The following is a 16575-nucleotide window of genomic DNA, read 5'->3' as shown; positions in this document are numbered from 1 at the left end:
GCCGAATTCCAGAGAGGAATCGCATCATGAAGAGAAGCATCAAATCCACAATTGCGGCCACCGCGGCTGCAGGTTTGGTCCTGACCGCTTGCGGAGGGGACGAGAGCGGCAATGGGGGCGGCAACGGCGAGGGTGAAGAGGGTTCGGGTGGAGAAATTGCCATCATCACCGTCGACCCGTCGAACCCATACTGGGCCGCAGAGGTCTCCATAGCTGAAGATCTCGCCGAAGAGATGGGCTACACCACCACCACAAGCGCCCACGGCAACGATCCGGATGAGCAGACCAGCCTGATGGAAACCGCCATCAACAATCAGGTGGACGGTATTCTGCTGGATCCAGCCGGGGCCGACGAGTCGGTCGCCATCGTTGAACAGGCTGTCGACGCCGGTATTCCTGTCGCACTCGTCAACGCCGAAATCTCGGAGACGGGTCTGGCCGAGGTGCAGGTTGTCTCCAACAACGCCCAAGGTGCCACACTCGGCGCTGAAGCCTGGGCTGAAGCTATGGAGTACGAGGGTACCTACGTGGAACTCTTCGGCAACCCCAGCGATAACAATGCCCAGGTCCGTTCAGACGGCTACGCCAGTGTTCTGGACCAGTACCCAGATTTGGAGAAGGTCGGTGAAGAGATCGCCAACTGGGACCGTCAGCAGGGGCAAACCGCCATGGAGCAGCTGCTGTCTCGCTACCCCGACATCGACGGAGTCATCGCCGGCAACGACGAGATGGCCCTGGGCGCCATCAACGCCCTCGAAGAAGCAGGTCGGATCGACGAAGTCGCCGTTCTGGGCTTCGACGGAAACAACGATGCCGCCGACGCGGTCCGCGAAGGCACGATGGTCGCCACGGTGCTGCAGCCGATCGCCGATGGCACCGAACGGGCAATGGAAGTCCTGGATGAAGTGATTCAGACTGGTGAGAATCCAGTAGATGAGGAAAAGATCGCTTTGGACTGCTACCTCATCACTGAAGAGAACGTTGACCAACTGGATGACTTCATCCTCAGCGAGTGACGCCGGTTGGGCAGTGTAGCCAACTGATCAACATCAAGTGAAGAAGGCCCGAGAGACGCTGGTTGACGACCTGCGGCTCTCGGGCCTTCTTGCGTCGGCAGCGGGAACACGATGAGGTAAGGAGTTGACAGTGTGAAGTGAGTTACACCACGATAGACCGCGTCGCACACTTGAAAGGAACAGATGTTCACAGCGGAAGATTGGCCCATCGCAGGCAACATGCTCGCCTTCGGTGCAACGACCGCTGACGGCATACCCACATGGCAGGCGCCCACTGAGTACTGGGCCGACTGTCTCCGGCAAATGCGCGAACTTGGCTTCGACCATATAGATCCCACCGATGCCTGGTTGCCGCTGCAGAAACTCACCCAGGATCGTCTCGAAGAGTTCAAGCAGGTCCTCAACGCCGAGGGCCTGGGAATCTCGTCTATCTCAATGACGCGCAATTCTGTTGTGGATGCCCAACACGGCGAACGCAACCTGGCGGATGCACACAGACTCATCGACATCGCGCCTGAATTCGGCGCCACCATCGTCAACACCGGCTTCATGCAAGCTCTGACCCCAGCTCAGCTCGAAGCCACTTGGTTCTGGCTGGAGCCTGGCCACCACGATGATCCGGCCCTGCGTCATATGGCCATCGAACGAGTCCGTGAACTGGGCGACCATGCAGCTGCCAACGGCATCCAACTCAGTCTCGAGATGTATGAGGACACTTTCATCGGCACTACTGACGCCGCTGTGGAGTTCCTCACCAATGTCAATCACGAGGCTGTCGGTCTGAATCCCGACATCGGCAACTTCGTCCGGTTGCACCGCCCGCTCAGCACGCTCGGGGGAGCGACCGCCGATGAGCTCTACGAGAAGGTCCTGCCGCACAGCAACTTCTGGCACATTAAGAACTACACCCGAGACGAAGATCTGGCGACCGGCAGCTATTCCACTGTGCCGGTGCCACTGAAGTACGGCGTCATCAATTACCGCAGGGTCATCCGGCGCGCTATTGAGCTGGGTTACGCCGGGCCGTTCTGTTGTGAGCATTACGGTTCCGACTCGATCGGCGTCAGTGGAGAGAATAAAGATTACATCAGGCAGGTGTTGAAATCTGCTGAAAGAAGCCCATTATTGGGCTCCCGCTTTGCCCAAGAATGAGGCTTCACCTCAGTCCGCCCACAGCCTGACAACTCATGAAAGAGGCCACACGTGTCGCTCACAACAATCAGCACTGTCACCGTAGTGGGAGCCGGCTATATGGGTGGGGGGATCGCCCAATCGCTCGCCCTGGCCGGCTTCACCGTCGAGATTGTCGATGTAGACGTGGAAGCTTCTGTCAAGGGGTTAGAACGATTGCTGGAGGAGGCGCAGCAGTTCGAGGATCAGGGTCTCTACAGCCCAGGATCCACGGCAACAATCAAAGCTAATATGACGGCCGGGCGCACACTTGAAGAAGCCGTGGCGGAGGTCGATTTCATTGAAGAGGCTGTCTTTGAGGACCCCCAGGTCAAACGTGATGTGCTGAGCAGGATCTCTGAGCATGCGCGGGAGGACGCCATCATTGGCACGAACACCTCAACCATCCCAGTCAGTGTCCTGGCCCCCGCAGTGAGATTCCCCGAAAGGTTCCTCACTGTGCACTTCTCCAACCCCGCACCCTTCATACCCGGAGTCGAGCTAGTCTCCGGAGAAACCACCACTCCGGAAGTGGTTGCTGCTGTGAAGAAACTCCTCGCCCGCGCCGACCGTCAGGGCGCCGAAGTCGCTGACACGCCGGGCATGGTCCTAAACCGGCTGCAGTACGCTCTGCTCAAAGAAGCTGCCAATGTCGTGGAGGAAGGCGTTGCCACCCCGGAAGACGTGGACACCATTGTGCGCACTACATTCGGTTTTCGCCTGGGCTTCTTCGGGCCCTTCGAGATCGCAGATCAGGCAGGTCTGGACGTCTACGCCAAGGGCTTCGAGACGTTGAAAGCGGCTTACGGAGAACGTCTGGAGGCGCCGCAGTTGTTGATGGACAACGTGACCTCCAACCGGCATGGGGTGAAAAACTCCAAGGGCTGGACTGGTGACTTCGACGAGGAGACCAAAGCGGCGTTAATCGCCTACCGCAATAAGGCCTATGCGAAGATGGGGGAGCTGGTGCGCGAACTGGGTCCTGCGCCCCAGGGCAAGCCCCGCTCGTAACGTTTCCCCCGCTCAGCGCTGAGGTTGGATGAGTTTCCGCCTCAGCGCGCCCTTCCCTGCATCGTATCCATGTGTCGTTTGACACACTCGTGTGCGATATTTAGTCTTGCGGTAAGACGAAATACGGTTGCACCTCCACCGAGCAAGCTTCTCGGTTGCATTCTCCAGCCAAGAGAGCGCTCCACTAACACCATTCAGCAGGATCTCGCACCAAAAGAAAGGACCGCGCCATGTCGCGTCACCTCACACTGCGTACCGGCACTGCCGGCGTAGCCGTTGCATCACTCCTCACACTTTCCGCTTGTGGAGGCGGCGCCGATGGCGCCTCTGCATGGATCCTCACCGGTGGCGGCTGGCCAGCCATCGAGGACGACCTCGAGCGCTTCGGCGAAGAGCATGAGGCCGAGATCGACGTCGAAGCTCTCGAGAACGACGCGTATAAGCAGCAGATCCGCACCGCAGTCGGTTCCGGGGATGCGCCAACTCTCATCATGTCTTGGACTGGTGGAGCCCTCCTGGAGTACGTCGAACAGGAGCGCATCGTCCCACTCGACGGCAACACCGGCGATCTGGAAAACCGCGTCTACGACTCGGTGTGGCAGAACGGAGTAGTTGATGACACCGTGTACGCCGTCCCGCTGAACGATGTCCAGCCCGTAGTCATGTACTACAACCAGGAAGTGCTGGATGAGCACGGACTGTCCATCCCAGAGACCTGGTCCGACGTCGAAACAATCATCGACACATTGGACGATGTCGAAGACGTCGACGCCTTCTCACTCGCGGGTGGTTCAGTCTGGCCAGCGTTCATGTGGCTGGCATACCTGACCGACCGTCACGGTGGGGAAGAAGCATTCCAGGCCGTGGTCGAGGGTGAAGAGGGCGCCTGGGATCATGAATCCATCATCTGGGCGCTCGAAACAATCCAAGAGCTCGGCGAGGACGGCTTCATCGGCGACTACAACGCCGTCGACGCAGGCCAGAACGAAGACGCACAGCTGCTGGCAGATGGCCGAGCCGCCTTCCTGCTGCAGGGGTCCTGGGTCTACGCAACTATCAACCAGGACTTCCCAGAGTTTGCCGACTCAGGCAACTTTGGCTTCACTGAATTCCCAGTGCTCGAAGAGGGCGACGGTGATCCGAGCAACATCGTGGGCAACCCGGCCAACTTCTGGTCGGTGTCCTCCGATGCTTCGGAAGACGAGCAGCAAGTTGCCTTCGACTACATCTCAGAGCACCTCTACAACGACGAGACGGTCGACGAGATGCTGGACGCCGGATCGCTGCCACCGCTCAATGACATCGAAGACCGAATTGCGGGAACCGAAGCCGAGGACTTCCTGGGCTTCGCGGATGAGCTGGTCGACAACGCTAACCACTTCCAGCTCTCTTGGGACCAGGCGATCAGCCCCTCCGAAGAGCAAGCTTTCGGTGACAATCTCGCAGGCATCCTGCAGGGGAACATCACCCCGCAGGAGTTCGTGGACAGCATGAACGCCCAGTAAGCACCCCCGAAGCAGCTGCCGCCCTAGCGAAAGAAGCTGACACTAGCTCAATGACTACAACTGCCTCACAAGACCGCAAAGTCCGAGGCCAGGCAGATGGGAAGCGCCGTCAGGGACCCACATTCCTGATGGCGCTTCCCGCCGTCCTGTTCTTCGGACTGTTCGCACTGGTGCCCCTGGTAGGGGTGTTCGCCATCTCCTTCATGGAGTGGAACATCCTCGGCTCCCCCTCATGGGTGGCTCTCGACAACTGGGATACGGTCATCAACGACCGGCCGTTTACCTGGCGCGCGCTCTCTCTGACCCTCATCTTCGTGGTCGGGTCCTACCTCTTCCAGGCGCCAATCGCTCTGCTACTCGGTGTTTTCATGGCCGGCGAGCAGAGGTACCGGGCCTTCCTGTCGGTGCTGTACTTCCTGCCGCTGCTGTTCTCCTCGGTGGCCGTGGGCCTGACCTTCCAGTCCCTGCTCAGCCCCTACTACGGAATCTCAGCGGCGTTGCCGTTTGACTGGCTCCCCAGCGACTGGCTCTCCAACAGCGACATTGTCATGTACGTCATGATCTTTGTAGTCGGTTGGTGCTTCGTGCCGTTCCACGCATTGCTCTATCAAGCAGGGGTGCGGCAGATTCCCACTGATATGTATGAGGCCGCCACCATTGACGGTGCCGGCCGGATGCGGAAGTTCTTCTCCATCACACTTCCGCAACTTCGCTACACCATCATCACCTCCTCCACGCTGATGCTCGTAGGCTCCTTGACGTACTTCGACCTGATATTCGTGCTGACCGGTGGCCAGCCGCAGAACGCAGTGCGTATTTTGCCGCTCGACATGTACATCACCGGTTTCAGCGCCAACAACCTCGGCCATGCCTCCGTCATAGCGGTCATCCTGGTGACGATCGGACTGACGATGTCCCTGCTGCTCAACAAGTTCTCCGGCTCCAGCAAAATGGAGTCCGACAAGGCAGGTGCCTAACCCATGACTCACGCTGCATCCACCGAATCTAAGCTTCCGAACGCCGGAACCGCGCTGGACCCGAACAAACCCGACGGCGGCGTCGTCGGGATTCAGAATCCAGCAGCCAAGCCCCGCCGTGGCAAGGCGCGCAAGCCCGCAGACAAGCCCAACATCATTGGCGGCATCTTCGGGTGGACCTGGTTGGCAATCATCATCCTGCCGATCTACTACATTGTCATCACCAGCTTCCGGACCAGTCAGGATCTGCGAGCCAACAACCAGCTGATTCCGTCATCCGAGCCGACCATCGCCCCGTTTATTCGGGTCATTGAAAACGACTTCTTCCACTTCTTCTTCAACTCAGTGGTCGTCACCAGTGCCACAGTTGCCGTAGTGCTGGCTCTGTCGTTGATGGCTGCCTACTACATCACCCGTTCCACCAGTTTCGGCGGAACCCGTCTGTTCCAGCTGATCTTGCTGGGCATCGCGATTCCGGTCCAGGCTACGATCATTCCGGTCTACTACCTGATCCGTCAGCTGGGTCTCTATGACACCCTGTGGGCACTGATCCTTCCGCAGATCGCGTTCGCGATCCCGCTGAGTGTGCTGATCATCGTCAACTTCGTCCGGGACATTCCCAACGAGCTGTTCGAATCCATGCGCGTCGACGGAGCAGGAGATTGGAAGATTCTGTGGTCATTGGTGCTGCCGATGGCCAAACCAGCACTTATGACCGTGGGCATCTATCAGGCGCTGCAAGTCTGGAACGGGTTCCTCTTCCCGCTGGTGCTGACCCAGTCACGCGACGTGCGCGTGCTGCCCCTGTCATTGTGGGAGTACCAGGGGCAGTTTGGTATCGACGTGCCAGCTACGCTTGCGGCTGTGGTGCTCTCGGCTGTCCCGCTGTTCATCGCCTACATTCTCGGCCGGCGCTACATTGTCGCGGGTCTGACCGCAGGGTTCAGCAAGTAGGTTCGCCGCCATTGATACTGCCCGACGAGACTCGACACCAAGGAGATTGAACGTGACAGAGCGATTGACCGGACCGTGGAACGATACGTCCCTCCCCGTTGACGAGCGAGTAGAGGCGCTGCTGGAGCAGATGACTCTGGAGGAGAAGGTCTCCCAGCTGGGTTCGCACTGGGAGATGCGCGAGGAAGAGGACGCCCAGGGTGAAGTCGCGCCTATGGAAGATGCCATGTCGGCGGGAAAACTTCCCTTCACGCAGGAGATCATCAACGGTGAGGGCCACCTGACGCGCACCTACGGGACCGTCCCACTGACCGTGCCGGAAGGCGCCAAGGATCTGCGCGAACGCCAGGCCGCCGTGATGGCCAGCAACCGGTTCGGCATCCCCGCGATCGCTCACGAAGAGTGCCTCACTGGTTATACCGCCTATAAGGCGACCGTCTACCCGACGTCTCTTGCCTGGGGCGCCACGTTCAACCCTAGCCTCATCGAAGAGATGGCTGCAGCGATCGGCCGGGATATGGCGGCTACCGGGGTCCAGCAGGGACTCTCCCCGGTGCTGGACGTGGTCCGAGACGCCCGCTGGGGGCGGGTCGAGGAGACCATCGGTGAGGATCCCTATGTGATCGGGACTCTCGCGACTGCATACGTCAAGGGACTGCAGTCCTCCGGAATCATTGCCACGCTCAAGCATTTCGCTGGGTACGCCGCCTCCCGAGCCGCCCGAAACCATGCGCCCGTTCACATGGGGAGGCGGGAACTTGTCGACCTGATCTTCTTCCCGTTCGAGATGGCTGTCCGCGAAGGCAAAGTCGGATCCGTCATGAATTCTTACGCGGACATCGACGGCGAGGCTCCGGCGGCGTCGAAGTGGCTGCTCACCGAGGTCCTCCGCGATGAGTGGGGATTCGAAGGCACCGTGGTGGCTGATTACTGGGCTGTGGCGTTCCTGGAGAAGATGCACCGAATCGCCGCAGATCAGGCGGAGGCAGCACGCCTTGCACTTTCGGCGGGGTTGGATATCGAACTGCCGCACACCGGTGGGTACCGCACTCTTGCCCAGCAGGTTCGCGACGGTAAGCTTGCTGAGAGCATCCTGGACCGTTCTGTGCGCCGGGTTCTGAAGCAGAAGGCAGAGCTCGGGCTGCTTGATCCGGGGTGGGAACCGCAGATTGATGAGTCCGTGGACCTCGATTCGGAGGCGAACCGCGCGCTGGCGCGAACAGTTGCCCAGCAGTCCCTGGTGCTGTTGAAAAATGATGGCACGCTGCCGCTGAATCCTGCTTCTGTAGGCACGGTGGCAGCCATCGGTCCATCGGCAGATGATCCGCGCACCATGATGGGGTGTTATTCGTTCCCCAACCATGTGTTGGCCAAATACCCTGCCAATACGTTTCCACATAAGGGGATCGGCGTGCCGATGCCATCAATCCTCGATGCCCTGCGTGAGCATTTCTCTGCAGTCACCTATGAGCCCGGCTGTCCCATTGTGGAGTACGACGACGCCGATATCGACGCAGCGGCCCGCGCCGCAGCACAGGCAGATCTCGCCGTGGTCACAGTTGGTGACCTAGCAGGCATGTTCGGTGCCGGCACATCAGGAGAAGGCTGCGATGTCGAGGATCTGAGGCTTCCTGGCGCGCAACAGGATCTGGTCGAGGCTGTACTGGCCACTGGAACACCGACGGTGTTGGTGGTCATTTCCGGGCGTCCCTATGCCCTTGGCGAAGTTGCTGAACAGTGCGCCGCGATCGTGCAGGGGTTCTTCCCCGGCGAAGAGGGCGGCCCGGCATTGGCTGATCTGCTCACAGGTGCGGTGGAGCCGACCGGGCGGCTTCCCATCGGGGTCCCGGCAGGACACGGTGGGCAGCCCGCCGGGTACATCGCAGCCCCGCTTGGACAGAACAGTCAGGGCGTGTCCAATTTGGACCCCACTCCGTTGTACCCGTTTGGCCATGGGCTGAGCTATTCCTCAGTGGAGTACTCGGATCTGCACATCGAGTCTGCTGAGATCAACGTTGACGGAACAGTCAACGTTTCAGCCACGGTCAGCAATACTGGGGAGCGTCCGGTGGTTGAGGTGATGCAGCTCTACTTCGGTGACCGTAATGCTCAGGTTGCCCGTCCGGTGCGGCAGCTGCTCTCCTATGCGCGTGTGGAACTGGCACCTGGAGAGGCAAAAGAAGTCACTTTCTGGGTGCACGCCGACCGTTTCGCCTTCACGGGAGTGGACTACCGGCGGATCGTTGAACCCGGCGTCATTGACCTTTGGGTGGGCCCATCTGCTGGCGACTTGCCGCTCTCTGGTGAAGTCGACCTCGTCGGTGAGACCCGGGAGGTAACCGGCCATCGGGTCTTGACGACTCCGGCCAGAATCAACAGCATCCGATAGCGCTGTTCCTGGCTTCTAGTGAGGGTGTCCTTCACGGTCGACAAGGTCGGCATTGATCTGCATGATCATCGGCCGCACAATCCTGGCTAGGAGCAGCAGCATAAATGAGGCGATGAGCACCAGGACCCAGTCTGCCCAGAAGAAAACTACTGCTCCTGCGAGCAGCGTGGTGGACACCACGCCCAGAGCAGATAGTGGCGCACTCGCGGTCCCGTACATCACCACCGTGAAGAGGTCACGGGTGCGGAACGTGAAGTTGGCGACGATCACCAACAGGGCAATGCCGTACACCGCTGCAGCAGCAGCGATCACCACGCCTCCGATGATGAAACCTGTGGGCACATCAGCATAGGCAGCGTTGAAGGCCACCAGTCCGCAGATCGCGACCACCGGAACCCAGACGACCATAGTTTGGAAAAAGGACTCGATCCAGCCTTTCCAAAACCTCAGCCAGGGGACTACGTCTTGGTCAGCTCTCCACGCATACACGCCCGCCGAAATCGCCGGTCCGAAGAACAGCGCAAACAAGCCGTAGAACGGAATGTTGCTCGCGTGCTGCTCTAGGAAAAAAATCCCGATGAGCGCGGGTGAGGTTGACAGCACGAAAGCCGACTCGATGACGATCAGTCGGTAGACGAAATTGGTGAGCGTGGCCAGAGGTCCTTCTCGCTCTTGTTCCATGTTCTCCTTGGGTACTACGGTGTTCCGATGTCTCCAGGAGGCAGAGCGAGCCTCCGTTTCGGTCCAGACTGCCGCTTTCCGGACAGAAACGGAGGCTCACGGTCTCCTCATGGTTGGAGACGCGATGACCGGGAATCAGTTCTCGACGTCTTCCTCAATGCCACCAATCTCTTCCTGGGCACGCTCATAGGCCTCGTTCTGCAGTTCGACGTAGTCAGCCAGTCCTTGACCTTCAATTTCTGAAACGTAAGCATCCCATTCGTCGAATGAGCGGCTGCCAGTGATGAACTGTGCGGTCGCGGTCTGAACGGAGTCAATAATGGACTGCTCAGTGATTGATGCGGTCTCGCGCTCGAGTTCGTCCAGTGGTCGGGCCGGAGCAACAGGCAGGATCTCCTTGTCCGCCATCGACTCTCGGAAATCGACTACCTCCTCACGCAGCATCGACTGCACGAGATCGACCGAGGAGCCGTGTGCGGGCATGAATACGCCGTTGTGGAAGCCATAGTCCACGTTGAGTGACTCAGATGCGCCTGGGTTGAGATCGTTGATGTCGATGTTCTCGTCCAGAACCCGCGTATCACCGTCCCGTTCGAAAGTCTCACCTTCGATCCCCCATTTTGCGTACTCCAGTCCCTCATCGGAGTAGTACAACCAGTCAAGGAACTGCAGAAGCGCAACAAAATAGTCTTCCTCGGCAACGTTGGAGGAAAGCACCATGCCTGACTCCAACTGCCCGCCGGCGACGTTGTCCCCGGCTGGGCCTTCGGGAACGCGAATCATGCGTACTTCCATGTCTTCATCGCCGACCTCCTCGATAGAGGTGCGGTACGCCAGTACCTCCTGGTCATTGGCGCCGATCGCCGCCGACTGTCCGGAGGCAAACTTCTGAATGGCCTGATCATCGTCCTGAGTGATGGACTCTGAGTCCAACAGCCCTTCCTCTACGAGACCACCGAAGTATTCGAGCAGGTCGCGGTACTCGTCAGACGTAGGGCCGAAGATGAACTCGTCAGCGTCCTCGTCATAGTACATCCCGTCGCCGAGGCCCCAGCCCGCTGCGGTGTCGAAGTTCGGGGCAGCGATGTTCAGGGTCGCGTCAAGTGTCCAACGGTCGGAGTAGGGAACCATATCCGGGTACTCTTCCTGTACCCCGCGCAGTTGCTCGGCGAACTCATCCCAAGTCTCTGGATCGTCGTAGCCGAGCTCATCCCAAATGTCTCCGCGGACGGCGATGGAGTACTGGTGGGATGGAGCCTCGTGGATTCCGGGAAGGATGTAGAAGCTGCCATCATCCTGGTAGAGAGCATCGAAGTCAGTTTGCAGATCCCACGTCTCGATTTTCTCCGTGAGATTGGGCATGAATTCCAGATAGTCGCTGATGGGCAGTAGGGCGCCGCCAGCGATGAACTGCGTCTCATCTCCAGGATATACAACAGGGATGAAGTCCGGAGCATCACCCGCTCCGATGACCAGGGATCTGCGCTCCTCCCAGTCGGATAGAGGAGCATTCTCAGGACTCAGCGTGACGTTGTGTTCTTCCTCCAGATAGGTCAGGAAGCGCCAGTCATTCTGAAGGGGGTAGTTCGGGTGGTCACGGTAAAGGAGGGAGAAGTTCACCGGTTCAGTCGCCACAAATGTATCGCCGGCACTGAAGTCCTCCATGGCGCCCATGCCGGCGTCATCGAGCACCTCCTCAGCGTCGATGTCATCTTGATCTCCTCCTCCACAGGCGCTCAGTGTGAGCGCGCTGATGGCAGCGAACGCGGCCGCTGAATACAGCTGCGGCCGCCCGCGCTGCGGGGTGAAATTGGATGTTGAGTTTCTCATGGTGCGAGTGTCCTTTCCTCAGGATGCTAAGGCTTGAGTGGATTCATCAGGTGAGTACAAGTTGTCCTTTTCCTACTGTTTGACGGAGCCGAGCATGATGCCTCGTACGAAGTATTTTTGGAGGAATGGGTAGAGACAGATGATGGGGAGAGTGGTCAGGAGCATGGTGACTGCTCGGACGTTGGAGGCGATTTGGGTGGACTCTCCTGCTTCGCCGCCGATTTGTTCAGTGCCGGTTGCTCCGGCGAGGAGGTTTCGCAGGTAGACAGTGACGGGGTAGAGCTCTCTGCGGTCTAGGTAGAGGAAGGCTTGGAACCAGGCGTTCCAGAACTGAACGGCGTAGAACAGCACCATCGTCGCGATGACGGCTTTGGAGAGGGGGATGACGACTCGCCAGAGGATCCCGTAGGTAGTGAGTCCGTCGATGGAGGCGGCTTCCTCGAGTTCGGTGGAGAAGTTTTCGAAGAACGCTTTCATGACAAGGAGGTTGAAGATGCTGATGGCGTTGGGGAGCACAATCGCCCAGATGGTATTAGTCATTCCCAAGGAGTTGATCAATACGTAGTTGGGGATCAGCCCCCCGTTGAAGAACATTGTGAATACCGCGACCCCGATGAAGAAGGTCCGACCTTTGAGGTACTTCTTGCTCAGCGCGTAGGCCATGGTCGTAGTGAGAATCATTGCGATCACGGTGGCCACCACGGTGTAGATCACAGTGTTGGCGTAATTCCGCCAGAACATCGGATCGCTCATGACCACTTCGAAGGTGGTGATGTTAAAACCACGCGGGACGATGTTGACCTGCCCTGCGTTGATATACCCCTCCGAGGAGAACGACTGGGCGATAATGTTCAGGAACGGGTACAGAGTGACCGCGCAGATCAGCACGATGGCAATGCCGTTGAAGACCCTGAATGCGGTGTAGGAACGGGAGTCCTTGATCGCGGTGGTCTGGGTGGGTCGAGGTTGGAAGGTGGTTTTCTTCGCGGGTTTCGTCCCTGGTTCTGCGGCAATGGTCACCATAGTGAGGTCCCCGTCATTCTGCGTGCTGCGTAGTTGGCGGACAGGATCAGGATCAGACCGATAATTGCTTCGAACAGGCCGATCGCGGTCGCGTAGGAGAAGTTCGCCGAGGTGATCCCCACCCGGTAGACGTAGGTCGCGATGATGTCAGCGGTCGCGTACGTCAGCGGGTCATAGAGCAGCAGCACTTTTTCGAACCCGACAGCCATAAACGTGCCGACATTGAGCACCAGCAGTACCACCATCGTGGGCAGCAGCCCTGGGATGGTCACATGCCACATTTGCTGCCACCGGTTGGCCCCGTCAATCCGGGCTGCCTCATAGAGTTGCGGATCGATCGTCGTCAGGGCGGCCAAGTAGAGGATGGTCCCCCAGCCAACTGTTTGCCAGACCTCAGAGGTGACATAGACAGTCCTGAACCATTCCGGAAGCTGCATGAACGGGACTGCGTCACCGCCGAAGAACCCGATGACCTGATTCACCGTCCCATTCAGGCTCGTAATCTGCAGCACCATGCCTGCCACAATGACGATCGACATAAAGTGCGGCAGGTAGCTGATCGACTGAGCAATACGCTTGAACGTATTGGAACGCAGCTCATTGAACATCAGCGCCAACACAATCGGCAGCGGGAAACATACCGCTAGGGTCAACCCACCCAGAATCACGGTGTTCCAGAAAACATCCCAGAACTTAGGGTCATAGATGAACATCTCGATGTAGTGGAAACCTACCCACTCATCACCAAAGATGTTCGATCCTGGGCGGAACCTGCGGAACGCGATCACATTCCCCGCCATCGGCAAGTATCGGAAGATCAGCAGGAAGATCAACGGAGCGACCAGCAAGCTGTATAACCGCCAGTCCCGCTTCAGATGGTGCTTCCACGTATCAGTTCGATTCGTTCCCTGATACAAGTCCTTCTTCCGCACCTTGCGGGGCCTCTGTCGCTTGCTTTCCGGGCCAGAGCCTGCCAGCACTGCCGCCGCGGGCGCTCCGCGGCTAGGTTGTTGTCCCGGCGAAAGCTGAGTAGAAGTCATATACCCCGGCCCCCTCTGTGATTGGCCTCATGGCAAGCGGTTTCCAAAACGGTGAAATGTGTGGTGGCTCACAGTTTAGGCATGGATGGCGATTTATGTCACATCGTGAGTCAAATTCCACCGATGTGCCGAACGGCGTAATTGGCAACTCTCTGAGACGGGATTCTGGTCAGTGGCATGGCTCGTCGAGAAGGCGCCGATCCCGCGTGTTTACTGGTCTGGAGATGCACTAAATGGAGACCTGGAACTGCAGGGGGCGAGGAGTGAAGATGCGGTTCTGGGGCCTCAGGAGTCTCCCACTAGAAGCCCCAAAACAGTTTTCGCCGTTGCAGCTGGCAAACGCTTTCCCGTAGTCTGTGAACGGAATCACAACCTCTCAAGGAGTCCCTACTCATGACAAAGGTTAAAGTCGGCCTTATCGGTGCTGGCGGCATCGCCACCATCGCCCACCTGCCTACCCTGCAAGCCCACCGGGATCGAGTTGAGGTCGCCGCGATAGCGGACGTGGACAGACAGCGCGTCGAGCAAGTGGCCGGCGAATGGAACATTCCCGGCCGCTATACGGACGTGGATGATTTGCTGGCGGCGGAGAAGCCTGACCTGCTCATTGTGTGCACGCCTCCCTCAGCACATAAGGAGGCGGTGCTTAAGGGACTTCAGGCTGGGGCGTGGGTCTGGTGTGAAAAGCCGCCCATGCTCTCACTCAGTGATTACGACGATGTCGAGTCATCAGAACGCGCAGGTGGCCCCTACGCCAGCTACGTGGTGCAGCACCGGTTCGGTTCTGGTGCGCAAACGTTGAAGAAACAAGTTGCTGACTCCTCTTTGGGGCGGCCTCTAGTCGCACTGTGCAATACGCTCTGGTATCGGCCGCATGCCTACTATGACGTTCCTTGGCGTGGAAAATGGGCCACTGAAGGTGGCGGCCCCGCCATGGGTCATGGGATCCACCAGATGGATCTGCTTTTCGAGATCCTAGGAGACTGGACAGAAGTCACTGCAATGGCAGGAACGCTGGACCGGAACATTGAGACCGAGGATGTGAGTTTCGCTGTGGTGAAGTTCGCATCCGGCGCGATGGCCAGCATCGTCAATTCTGTGTTGTCCCCGAGGGAAACCAGTTACCTTCGTTTCGATTTCCAGGACGCCACTGTCGAGGTTGAGCACCTGTACGGATATGACAATTCTTCCTGGAAGTGGACCCCAGCGCCCCATGTGGCTGAGAACCCGGAGCGTGTGCAGTCCTGGGCTCCGGAGGAGGACATTCCCTCTTCACATAAGCAGCAATTGGCCGAGCTGCTCGACGCCATGGAATCCGGTGTGCGTCCACGCGCTTCAGGACATGATGGCCGTCGGACTCTGGAGTTCATTGCGGCGCTGTATCAGTCCGCTGAAACAGGTCAACGTGTGCGTCGTGAAGACTTAGTCAAAGACGGCATCTATTACACCGGAATGCATGATGAGAATTACACCTATGGGAAGGACACCCAACGCTGATGAGCCAGTTCAGTACAGAGATCCAGGGCGACGCCGTTGTGGTCACCGCTGGGACCGTGGAGATCGCCCGATACAAGACCGACCCACCGTCTCCACAGGATGAAGCTCCGAAACCCTATTTGTTCCCGCTGAGATTTACTGGCGGCGCGGAAGCCTCCGTGCGCCGACCCTGGGATCATCGGTGGCACACGGGTCTGCAGTTCACCTGGAGTCACGTCGACGATCAGAACTTCTGGGGTGGACCCACCTTCGACACTGAGACTAAGTGGTACCAGAAGAAGGACAACCTCGGCACCATGAAACACATCGGGTTCCGCACCGAACCCACCAGTGGTGACGACGTACTTCTGGACGAAACTCTGCAGTGGATCACCTCCGCGGGAGAGCACTGGATGGATGAGCACCGGGTTCAGCGTCTCCACTCCTTAGACACTGAACGCGGCATTTGGGCCGTGGACTTGAACACCTCCATCACCAACGTCCGGGGGTCCACTATCGATCTGGGAAGCCCGACGACGGCCGGCCGGGAGAGCGCCGGGTATACGGGATGGTTCTGGCGAGGTCCTCGTTCCTGGACCGGCTGCAAACTGGTCTCCTCAACCGGTCTAGAGGGGGAGACCGATATCATGGGCACCGAAGCCGAGTGGATTGCCTTCAGCTCAGAACACGATGACTTCAACGGCGGCGGAACTATCCTCGTCTACGCAGGCACCTCTACTTCGGAGGCCACGGAGGTGCCTCCGGTGAAGTGGTTTGCACGTACCGGAATATTCACGGTTGCCAGCCCGTCCCCGGCCTTTGACCAAGAGATCCATCTGCCAGCCGGCGGTACCCTGGAATTGAACCACAGGTTCGTATTCATCGATCAAGTTCTCGAAGGCGAAGACCTGAAAGCGATAGCGGAGGAGCACAGGCTCTGATGTCTACCCAACCTCAAACCTCACCGGTGGACCGCGCGCTGCCCCAGTTCCCTGGGGGCACCTCGCTGAGCCACCTCTGTGTCTACGACTGGGATACCCCTGACGGCATGCATGGGGGTTCACCGCATCTCCACACGCTGTCCACTGAAGCGTACGTCATCACAGCTGGTCAGGGAGAGGTGCACACCATCAGTGCAGAAGGACCAGCACGTGACCCGCTGGGTCCGGGTTCACTGCTCTGGTTCACCCCCGGAACCGTGCACCGGCTTATCAATCACGGTGGCCTTGAAATGTCTGTGCTGATGTCCAATGCCGGACTTCCCGAGGCGGGCGATGCCGTACTGACATTCCCTGAAGAGGTGCTCGCAGACCCGGAGAAGTATGCCGCTGCGGTCGCTCTTCCGCAGGGAGATGACGACGCCGCCAAGGCCGCAGCTGCCCGAACACGCCGCGATCTTGCCATCGAGGGTTATGAGCAGCTGCTGGACGCTATCGAACGTGATGGTTTGACTCCGGCTATGGGCCGGCTCTATTCGCATGCGGTGCGGTTGGTGGCTCCCAA

At 58.8% G+C, this 16575-nt stretch carries 14 protein-coding genes; 10 read left to right on the top strand and 4 right to left on the bottom strand.

Annotated elements, in window-relative coordinates:
• Positions 1 to 26: 26 nt before the first annotated feature.
• The 7 genes from FH975_RS07645 (at position 27) to FH975_RS07615 (ending at position 9022) form a co-directional block, all read left to right on the top strand.
• Positions 27 to 1016, top strand: a complete 990-nt coding sequence (locus FH975_RS07645; RefSeq protein WP_162320813.1) for a D-ribose ABC transporter substrate-binding protein — start codon at positions 27 to 29, stop codon at positions 1014 to 1016.
• A gap of 183 nt (positions 1017 to 1199) precedes the next feature.
• Entirely contained in the window at positions 1200 to 2168 is a 969-nt protein-coding gene (locus tag FH975_RS07640) for a sugar phosphate isomerase/epimerase family protein (protein ID WP_162320812.1), read from the top strand.
• Positions 2169 to 2219: 51 nt separating this feature from the next.
• Positions 2220 to 3197: a 3-hydroxyacyl-CoA dehydrogenase family protein gene (locus FH975_RS07635; RefSeq protein ID WP_162320811.1), complete on the top strand. Its 978-nt coding sequence runs from the start codon at positions 2220 to 2222 to the stop codon at positions 3195 to 3197.
• Positions 3198 to 3427: 230 nt separating this feature from the next.
• Positions 3428 to 4702, top strand: coding sequence for an ABC transporter substrate-binding protein (locus tag FH975_RS07630; RefSeq protein ID WP_162320810.1), 1275 nt, complete (start codon positions 3428 to 3430; stop codon positions 4700 to 4702).
• Between the two features lie 50 nt (positions 4703 to 4752).
• Entirely contained in the window at positions 4753 to 5679 is a 927-nt protein-coding gene (locus FH975_RS07625; protein ID WP_162320809.1) for a carbohydrate ABC transporter permease, read from the top strand.
• Positions 5680 to 5682: 3 nt separating this feature from the next.
• The gene (locus tag FH975_RS07620; protein ID WP_162320808.1) at positions 5683 to 6633 is read left to right on the top strand and encodes a carbohydrate ABC transporter permease; all 951 of its coding nucleotides are present in this window, start codon (positions 5683 to 5685) and stop codon (positions 6631 to 6633) included.
• Positions 6634 to 6685: 52 nt separating this feature from the next.
• Complete coding sequence (locus FH975_RS07615) at positions 6686 to 9022, top strand: glycoside hydrolase family 3 N-terminal domain-containing protein (RefSeq protein WP_328821819.1); 2337 nt, start codon at positions 6686 to 6688, stop codon at positions 9020 to 9022.
• 15 nt (positions 9023 to 9037) lie between these two features.
• Here the strand turns inward: FH975_RS07615 and FH975_RS07610 are convergent, their stop codons facing one another.
• From FH975_RS07610 to FH975_RS07595, 4 genes are all read right to left on the bottom strand, one after another.
• Positions 9038 to 9703 (bottom strand): DUF624 domain-containing protein, encoded by a 666-nt coding sequence (locus tag FH975_RS07610; protein WP_162320807.1) that lies wholly within the window; start codon positions 9701 to 9703, stop codon positions 9038 to 9040.
• Between the two features lie 135 nt (positions 9704 to 9838).
• Positions 9839 to 11533: an ABC transporter substrate-binding protein gene (locus FH975_RS07605; RefSeq protein ID WP_162320806.1), complete on the bottom strand. Its 1695-nt coding sequence runs from the start codon at positions 11531 to 11533 to the stop codon at positions 9839 to 9841.
• A 72-nt stretch (positions 11534 to 11605) separates the two neighbouring features.
• Entirely contained in the window at positions 11606 to 12556 is a 951-nt protein-coding gene (locus tag FH975_RS07600; protein WP_162320805.1) for a carbohydrate ABC transporter permease, read from the bottom strand.
• Positions 12550 to 13596 (bottom strand): ABC transporter permease, encoded by a 1047-nt coding sequence (locus FH975_RS07595; RefSeq protein WP_162320804.1) that lies wholly within the window; start codon positions 13594 to 13596, stop codon positions 12550 to 12552. The genes FH975_RS07600 and FH975_RS07595 overlap by 7 nt, the downstream gene beginning before the upstream one ends.
• Positions 13597 to 13989: 393 nt before the next feature.
• On the opposite strand from FH975_RS07595, the gene FH975_RS07590 reads away from it, so the two are divergent.
• The 3 genes from FH975_RS07590 to FH975_RS07580 all read left to right on the top strand — a co-directional run.
• Positions 13990 to 15093, top strand: coding sequence for a Gfo/Idh/MocA family protein (locus FH975_RS07590; protein WP_162320803.1), 1104 nt, complete (start codon positions 13990 to 13992; stop codon positions 15091 to 15093).
• Entirely contained in the window at positions 15093 to 16013 is a 921-nt protein-coding gene (locus FH975_RS07585) for a DUF6807 domain-containing protein (RefSeq protein WP_162320802.1), read from the top strand. Before FH975_RS07590 ends, FH975_RS07585 begins: the two co-directional genes overlap by 1 nt.
• A partial coding sequence (locus FH975_RS07580; RefSeq protein WP_235928554.1) for a cupin domain-containing protein occupies positions 16013 to 16575 on the top strand: 563 nt, incomplete at its 3' end. The genes FH975_RS07585 and FH975_RS07580, both read left to right, overlap by 1 nt.

This window comes from Nesterenkonia haasae, assembly GCF_010119385.1.
In the GTDB taxonomy this organism is placed as follows: domain Bacteria; phylum Actinomycetota; class Actinomycetes; order Actinomycetales; family Micrococcaceae; genus Nesterenkonia; species Nesterenkonia haasae.
The sequence above is the reverse complement of the archived record's forward strand: the minus strand, read 5'-3'. Positions and strand labels throughout refer to the sequence as shown.

Coding starts and splice junctions, on each gene's coding strand:
- FH975_RS07605 (WP_162320806.1), bottom strand. CDS start 11,533: ATGAGAAACTCAACATCCAATTTCACCCCGCAGCGCGGGCGGCCGCAG.
- FH975_RS07620 (WP_162320808.1), top strand. CDS start 5,683: ATGACTCACGCTGCATCCACCGAATCTAAGCTTCCGAACGCCGGAACC.
- FH975_RS07600 (WP_162320805.1), bottom strand. CDS start 12,556: ATGGTGACCATTGCCGCAGAACCAGGGACGAAACCCGCGAAGAAAACC.
- FH975_RS07585 (WP_162320802.1), top strand. CDS start 15,093: ATGAGCCAGTTCAGTACAGAGATCCAGGGCGACGCCGTTGTGGTCACC.
- FH975_RS07595 (WP_162320804.1), bottom strand. CDS start 13,596: ATGACTTCTACTCAGCTTTCGCCGGGACAACAACCTAGCCGCGGAGCG.
- FH975_RS07590 (WP_162320803.1), top strand. CDS start 13,990: ATGACAAAGGTTAAAGTCGGCCTTATCGGTGCTGGCGGCATCGCCACC.
- FH975_RS07610 (WP_162320807.1), bottom strand. CDS start 9,703: ATGGAACAAGAGCGAGAAGGACCTCTGGCCACGCTCACCAATTTCGTC.
- FH975_RS07625 (WP_162320809.1), top strand. CDS start 4,753: ATGACTACAACTGCCTCACAAGACCGCAAAGTCCGAGGCCAGGCAGAT.
- FH975_RS07645 (WP_162320813.1), top strand. CDS start 27: ATGAAGAGAAGCATCAAATCCACAATTGCGGCCACCGCGGCTGCAGGT.
- FH975_RS07640 (WP_162320812.1), top strand. CDS start 1,200: ATGTTCACAGCGGAAGATTGGCCCATCGCAGGCAACATGCTCGCCTTC.
- FH975_RS07630 (WP_162320810.1), top strand. CDS start 3,428: ATGTCGCGTCACCTCACACTGCGTACCGGCACTGCCGGCGTAGCCGTT.